We start from the raw sequence: 6,419 nt of genomic DNA, 5'->3' as shown, positions 1-6,419 counted from the left end.
GACGACGATGACGACGACGCCGGGGACACCGGCCTGGCCACCGGTCTCGGGACCGCCGGTCTCGCCGCCGGGCTCGGCGGGCTGCTGCTGGGCGGGCTCGCGTTCGCGCGTACGCGCCGGGAGTCCACGCCGAGGCCGTGACCCCGCGCCTGATGCGCCGGTCCGTTGGGATCCTTCCCGCCGGGCCGGTCGCCTTTCTCCCCGTTGCCGCCTGATATGCGCTGATCCGCGGCTTCGCCTCGGTATGGTCGGCCGGGTATCCGCTACGGAGGGGGACAAGGCGAATGCGGTTCGTGCGGGCGCTGGTCGGAACGCTGCTGTTGGTGGTTGGGATCTCGGCACTGATCGCCGGTGGGGCGCTCTGGCAACTCACCCGGCACGCCGACCCGGGAGGCACCTTCGCCGCCCGCTTCGAGACGGTCCACACACCGGGGCACGCGATCGTCGTCACGGACGTGGACGCGCTGCTGCGTACCGAGGCGCCCTTCGCCCGTGCCGGGTCGTCCCTGCTGCGCGTCGCGGCGCGCACGCCGGACGGCCCCGCGTTCGTGGGCCTGGCACCCACCGACGAGGTCCGGCGCTGGCTGGACCCGGTGGCCCACGCCGAGGTCCGCCGGGTGGCGCTGTCCCGGGGACCGCTGCCGGTCCGCCTGGAGCCGGCCGGGCCCGCGACCGCGTCCGTGGCGGCGGTTCCGCCGGTCGGCCGACCCTTCTGGGTACGCGAGGGGACGGGAGCACTGGAATGGTCCCCGCGCGACCTGGCCGGCCGGCAGCTCAGCCTGGTCGTGATGCGCCCCGACGGGCGGGCCGACGTGACCCTGGACCTGCGGGCGGAGTGGCGGTCCGGCTGGACCTCTCCGGCGATGGCGGGCCTGCTCACCGGCGGTGCGCTGCTCGTCGTGCTGGCCATCCTCCTGCTGCTGCGCCCGGTCCGGCCCCGCGAGGTGGTGTTCGTGGTCGAGCCGGACCAGGTCCCGGTGCTGGCCGGTCGGCTCGGCGTGACGTCGCTCACCGGGCTGGGCGCGCAGCCCACCCGGGACAGCGACCGCCCGGCGGTCTCCGCCCGGCAGTTGGTGACGGTCGGTGCGGCGGAACGGCCGCGTCCCGCTATCGGCCCGGCGCCGGCCCACCGCCCCACGACACTCGCGGATCTCGTCCCCCACCCGGCGCTCCCCTGGCCGCCGAGGGAGCCCGCCCCGACCGACCCGCCGACCGGTCCGGCCCCGCGCGACCCGGCGGAGTCGGCGGAGGCGCGGCTCCGCCCCGCCGTTCCGGACGGTCCGCGCTGACAGGAGAGACGTCGACGGCCCTCCGCGCTGCCGACGCGGAGGGCCGCCTCCACCGGGGGATCGGTGTCTACCCGCGAGATGCTTGAGGTAGTTGAGACCAGATTAGCGCCATTGCGGGTTAGCCGGGAAGACTGTCCATTTGGTGCAACTTCTCGGTCCGGGTCCGGATCGGAAGGGTCGCCAGCAGCACGAGGCTCAGCAGCACGTACACGTTGCGGAGCAGGAACTCGCCCGGCGAGTCGGTGGGGGCGAGCGCGACGCCCCAGTCGTAGAACGACACCACCCCGTACACGATGATCGCGGAGACGGCGGCGGCGGACACCGTGAGCCGGCGGCGGCGGCGCGCGCCGGACGGGGTCGCCGCGTCGGAGTCCAGGGCCGCGTCGGCCAGCACCACCACCGCCGGGATGAACCAGTAGATGTGGTGGGTCCAGGTGATCGGGCTGATGAGCGCACCGACCAGGCCGGTCAGGGTGAGGCCGACCAGTGGGTCACCGGCCCGGGCGGCCCGCGCGGCCCGCCACAGCCCGTACGCGGCGATGGCCGCGACCAGCACCAGCCAGAGCAGCCGGTCGGGCCTCTCCGGTGCGGTGATCCGGCTCAGCAGCCCGAACAGCGACTGGTTGCCGGTGTAGTCGGTGCGGCCCACCCGCTCGGTCGCCCACAGTTCGTGCGTCCAGAACCGCCACGAGTCGCGCGGCGCGACCGCCGCCGCGAGCAGCGTCGCGACGGCCGCCGTGGCGCTGGCCACCGCCGCCGCCCGCCAGCGTCGGCAGGCCAGCAGGTAGACGATGAAGATGCCCGGGAAGAGCTTGAGCGCCGTCGCCAGGCCGATGCCCACACCGGCCCAGCGCCGCGCCTTCGGTACGGCGAAGAGCAGGTCGGCCAGGATCAGCACGACCAGCAGCATGTTGATCTGACCGAAGGTGATCGTCTCGCGGGTGCTCTCCACAGCGAGCACCAGCAGCACCGCCACGGTGAGCGTGAACATTCGGGGCAGGTGGTGCCGGTCGATCACGCCGTCGAGCAGCCAGCGGGTGGTGACCACGACCGCGACCACGGTGAGGATCGAGAAGATCCACGCGGTGGCCGTCACGCTGAACAGGGCGAACGGCCACAGCAGCAGGGCGCTGAACGGTGGGTAGGTGAAGTACAGCTCACCCTGCACCCGGTCCGGCTGGACGTAGTCGTAGAGGGGGTTGCCCGCCCGCCACCAGTCCATGGCCGACATGTAGATCTTCAGGTCGAAGAAGTCGTGCTTCAGGTTGGGCAGATACAGCGCCGGCAGCACGGCCGCGAGCGCCAGCACGGTGACGAGTCGACGGACCGTACGGCCGCCGTGGCCCTCGTCGGTGGTGGCGGGTGGTGCGACGGGTTCGGCTGGCACGGGGAAACCCTAGCGGGCGGCCTCCGGGTCGGTGCGCGGCGCGCGGCCGGTGGGCTGCGCGTAGGCTGTGCCGGTGGCTGATCTTCTCGTGTGGATCGACTGTGAGATGACCGGGCTCGACCTCGGGCGGGACAAGCTGATCGAGGTGGCCGCCTTGGTCACCGACCCCGATCTCAACGTGCTCGGTGAGGGCGTCGACGTGGTGATCCACGCCGACGAGGCGGCGCTGGACGCGATGCCGGAGATCGTCCGCACCATGCACGCCAAGTCGGGCCTGACCGAGGAGGTCCGCCGGTCCACGGTCACGCTCGCCGAGGCGGAGGACCTGGTCATGGAGTACGTGACCAGCCACGTCAAGGATCCGCGTACCGCCCCGCTGTGCGGGAACTCGATCGCCACCGACCGGGGATTCATCACCCGGGACATGCCCCGCCTCGACGCCCACCTGCACTACCGCATGATCGACGTGTCGTCGATCAAGGAGCTGTGCCGGCGCTGGTACCCGCGCGTGTACTTCGGCCAGCCGCAGAAGGGCCTCGCCCACCGGGCCCTCGCGGACGTCCGGGAGAGCATCCGGGAGCTGGAGTACTACCGGCGCACCCTCTTCGTGCCGCTGCCCGGCCCCGACGTGGAGACCGCCAGGGCGATCGCCGCCGAGCTCTGAGGCCGCCGTCCCGCCCGAAGCCGGGGTGGCGGTAACCCGGTGGACGGGTCCGCCGGTCGTGGGGTTATGATTTCTCCGCACCCGCCCGGGGGCGATCGACCGGGGCGGACGGCATGGTGGCTGTAGCTCAGTTGGCAGAGCACCGGGTTGTGGTCCCGGTTGTCGTGGGTTCAATTCCCATCAGTCACCCGGTGAACGAAAGGCCCCCTCCGCCTGGAGGGGGCCTTCGTCGTTGTCACCCGTCAGGGCGTCGGGCTGACGTCCGGGTCGGCGCTCGCCGTCGGCTCGGCCGACGCCGGCTCGTACGGCAGGGCGCTGCCCTTGACGTACTCCTCCCAGCTCATGTTCCAGTCGGTCCAGCCGTTGCCGTTCTGCAGCTTCCGCTCGGTGCCCTTGACCGTGATCGGGTCGCCGACGCGGGTGTTCGCGAAGAGCCACGCCCCGTTGGCCATCGAGACGTTCACGCAGCCGTGCGACACGTTGACCCGGCCCTGCTGCCCCTCCGACCACGGCGCGGCGTGGATGAACTCGCCACCCCAGGTCAGCCGCTGCGCGTAGTCGATCTTCGTGCGGTAGCCGTCCACGGGGCCCAGCTCCTCCAACGTGTCGAAGACCGTCTTGCGCAGCTTCTCGATCACCACCATGGTGCCGCTGGACGACGGCGTGGTCTTCTTGCCCAGGCTGACCGGGATCGTCTTGATCACGGAACCGTCCTTGGTGACGGTCATCCGCTTCGTCCTGTTGTCCACCGTCATAACGACCGCCGGACCGACCTTGATGTCGACGTTCAGGTCGGCGCGGCCGTACCAGCCGTCGCCCAGGGGCAGGCCGCCGGCCTGGATCCGGTACTCCACCGTGCTGTTCGCCTTCCAGAACTCCTTCGGGCGGTAGCGGATCTCGGTCGGGCTGACCCAGTGCCAGATGCCCTCCTGGGCCGGGGTCGACGTGACCGTCATCCGGCGCTGCACGTCGTCCCGGTGGTCCTCCGGGATGTCCCGGCTGAACTTGACGATCAGCGGCATGCCGACGCCCACCACCTGGCCGTCGCCGAGGAAGCTGCTCACCCGTACCTGGTTGGCCGGCTTCGCCATCGTGGTGAAGGTGCTCGTGGCCGTGGCGGGCCTGCCGTCGTCGCCGGTCGCCGTCACCGTGGCGGTGTACGTCTCGCCGTACTCCAGCGCGCCGGTCGGCAGCCAGCTGCCGCCGTCCGCCGCCGGCGTGCCCTCGACGGCCGTGCCGGCCGAGTCCTTCAGCTCGACGGTCGTCTCCTGGGCGTCCTTCGTGGTGAAGGTGATGCCCGTGGAGGCGGGGACGTCCTTCGCGTCGGCGGCCGGCTCGACGATGGTCGCGGCGGCCTTCGGCGCGCTCGCCGGCGCGTCGCCGCCGCCCTGCCAGTTGGGTGACGTGCCACCGTCGGAGGTACAGGCGGCGGTGACGGTGAGTACCGCGGCGAGCAGGCCCGCCGCGAGTGCACGGCGTCGCCCGCGGTGCCGGTTCCGCTGGTCGGAGACAGCTCGCATGATTCCCTCACAGTCGTGGTGCCTGGTTGCCCATGGTGCCTCACAGACGTGCCAGGACAGGTACCCGTTCCGGAAGGTGAACCGAAACACTCCGAGCGAGATGTCCGAATTCTGGCACCTCGCGCGGAGCGTACGGGTCGACAGTCGGCGATCGGTCAGAACGCCGGGCCGGAACCACCCTCGGGCACCGGCAGGGCGCTGCCCTTGACGAACTCCGCCCAGCTCAGGCTCCAGGCCGTCCACCCGTTACCGGCGGCGAGCTGACGCTCGGTGCCCTCGATGGTGATCGGGTCGCCGACGATGGTCTTCTGGAACAGCCAGCGGGCGTGCGCGGTGGAGACGTTGACGCAGCCGTGCGAGACGTTCTGCCGACCCTGCACGTGCTCCGACCACGGTGCCGCGTGGATGTACTCGCCACCCCAGGTGAGCCGCTGGGCGTAGTCGATCTCGGTGACGTAGCGGTTCTCCGGGTCGGGATCGTCCCGGGTGTCGAAGACGGTCGACTCCAGCTTCTCCATCACCACCATCGTGCCGCTGGAGGAGGGGGTCTTCTTCTTGCCCAGGCTCACCGGCACGGTCCGGACCACCTGACCGTCCTCCAGGACGGTCATCTTCTTGGTGGCGTTGTCGACCTTCATCTCGAAGGCCCGGCCGATCTTCGCGGTCGCCGTACGGTCGACGTTGCCGTACCGGCCGTTGCTCAGCGGGATGCCGGCCAGGGCGATCCGCACGCTGATCGTCGTGCCCGGCTTCCAGTACTCCCGGGCCCGGTAGTAGGCCTGCGTGCCGTTGGACACCCAGTGCCAGGCACCCGGCTGCGGCGGGTCGGTCCGCACGAACATCCGCCGCTGGACCGCCGCCCGGTCCTTCTCCGGAATGCCCGGGTGGAACTCGGTCACCACCGGCATGGCCACGCCGTACGTCTTGTCGTCGAAGAGGTAGAGGCCCGAGTTGATCAATCTGCTGGGCTTCTTCATCGTGGTGAAGGTGCTGGTGCCCTCGCTGCTCGTGCCGTCGGCCCGCGTCGCGGTGACGGTGGCGGTGTAGCGGGTGCCGTACTTCAGGGGTGCGGACGGGACCCAGGAGGATCCGTCGGCGCGCAGCCTGCCCTCCACCGTCCCGCCGTCGGCGGCGGCGAGCGTGACACTCGACACCTTCGCGCCGTCGGGCAGGTCGGCCCCGATCTCCACGCTGGCGGGGCGGTCCTTCGCGCCGTCGGCCGGTGTCACCGCCAGCGGTGGGCCGTTGGGCTCGGCGGGGGCGGCGGACTCGGTCGGCGCGTTCGTGACCGGCGTGCCGCCGCTGACGAACTCCGCTTCCTTCTTCTCCGCGCCGCAGCCGCCCAGTGCCAGCGTCGCCGCCAGTGCCAGGGCGCCCACCATCGCCCCGGACCGCGTGAACCTGCCCATCCCCACCTCTGTTCTCGCGTGCCTGGCGGACATCGTGCCGCATGGCCGCCGTCCCTCAGTGCCCCGTCGCGGTGCGAGCGAGTTTTTTGCCCCTTTTGACTGGTAAGCGGGGCCGAAGGGAGGAGCCGGGGAGTGGATTGGAACCCCCCT

Annotated in this window: 4 protein-coding genes, 1 tRNA gene and 1 pseudogene; 3 read left to right on the top strand and 3 right to left on the bottom strand. The window is 71.4% G+C overall.

Going from position 1 to position 6,419, the window contains the following annotated elements:
* Positions 1-806: 806 nt before the first annotated feature.
* Positions 807-1,289 (top strand): annotated as a pseudogene (locus AB0I76_RS03100) (hypothetical protein); the annotation flags it as partial.
* Between the two features lie 118 nt (positions 1,290-1,407).
* Here the strand turns inward: AB0I76_RS03100 and AB0I76_RS03095 are convergent.
* Entirely contained in the window at positions 1,408-2,676 is a 1,269-nt protein-coding gene (locus AB0I76_RS03095) for a glycosyltransferase family 87 protein (protein ID WP_357029155.1), read from the bottom strand.
* Between the two features lie 67 nt (positions 2,677-2,743).
* Between AB0I76_RS03095 and orn the strand changes: the two genes are divergently transcribed.
* A complete protein-coding gene (gene orn, locus AB0I76_RS03090; RefSeq protein ID WP_357029152.1) occupies positions 2,744-3,340 on the top strand; it encodes an oligoribonuclease in 597 nt (198 codons plus the stop codon).
* 116 nt (positions 3,341-3,456) lie between these two features.
* Positions 3,457-3,529, top strand: a tRNA-His gene (locus AB0I76_RS03085).
* 53 nt (positions 3,530-3,582) lie between these two features.
* On the opposite strand, the gene AB0I76_RS03080 is transcribed toward AB0I76_RS03085, so the two are convergent.
* Positions 3,583-4,860 carry an Ig-like domain-containing protein gene (locus tag AB0I76_RS03080; protein ID WP_357029150.1) on the bottom strand — a complete coding sequence of 426 codons (1,278 nt, stop codon included), beginning with the start codon at positions 4,858-4,860 and terminating at the stop codon, positions 3,583-3,585.
* Positions 4,861-5,015: 155 nt separating this feature from the next.
* Positions 5,016-6,269 (bottom strand): Ig-like domain-containing protein, encoded by a 1,254-nt coding sequence (locus AB0I76_RS03075; protein ID WP_357029147.1) that lies wholly within the window; start codon positions 6,267-6,269, stop codon positions 5,016-5,018.
* Positions 6,270-6,419: the final 150 nt, after the last annotated feature.

The organism is Micromonospora sp. NPDC049799 (assembly GCF_040656655.1).
Taxonomy (GTDB): domain Bacteria; phylum Actinomycetota; class Actinomycetes; order Mycobacteriales; family Micromonosporaceae; genus Micromonospora.
This window is presented reverse-complemented; position numbering and strand designations above follow the sequence as displayed.

What these genes read in the sequence shown, in the direction of transcription:
- AB0I76_RS03080 (WP_357029150.1), bottom strand. Translation starts at nt 4,860, where the DNA reads ATGCGAGCTGTCTCCGACCAGCGGAACCGGCACCGCGGGCGACGCCGT.
- AB0I76_RS03075 (WP_357029147.1), bottom strand. Translation starts at nt 6,269, where the DNA reads ATGGGCAGGTTCACGCGGTCCGGGGCGATGGTGGGCGCCCTGGCACTG.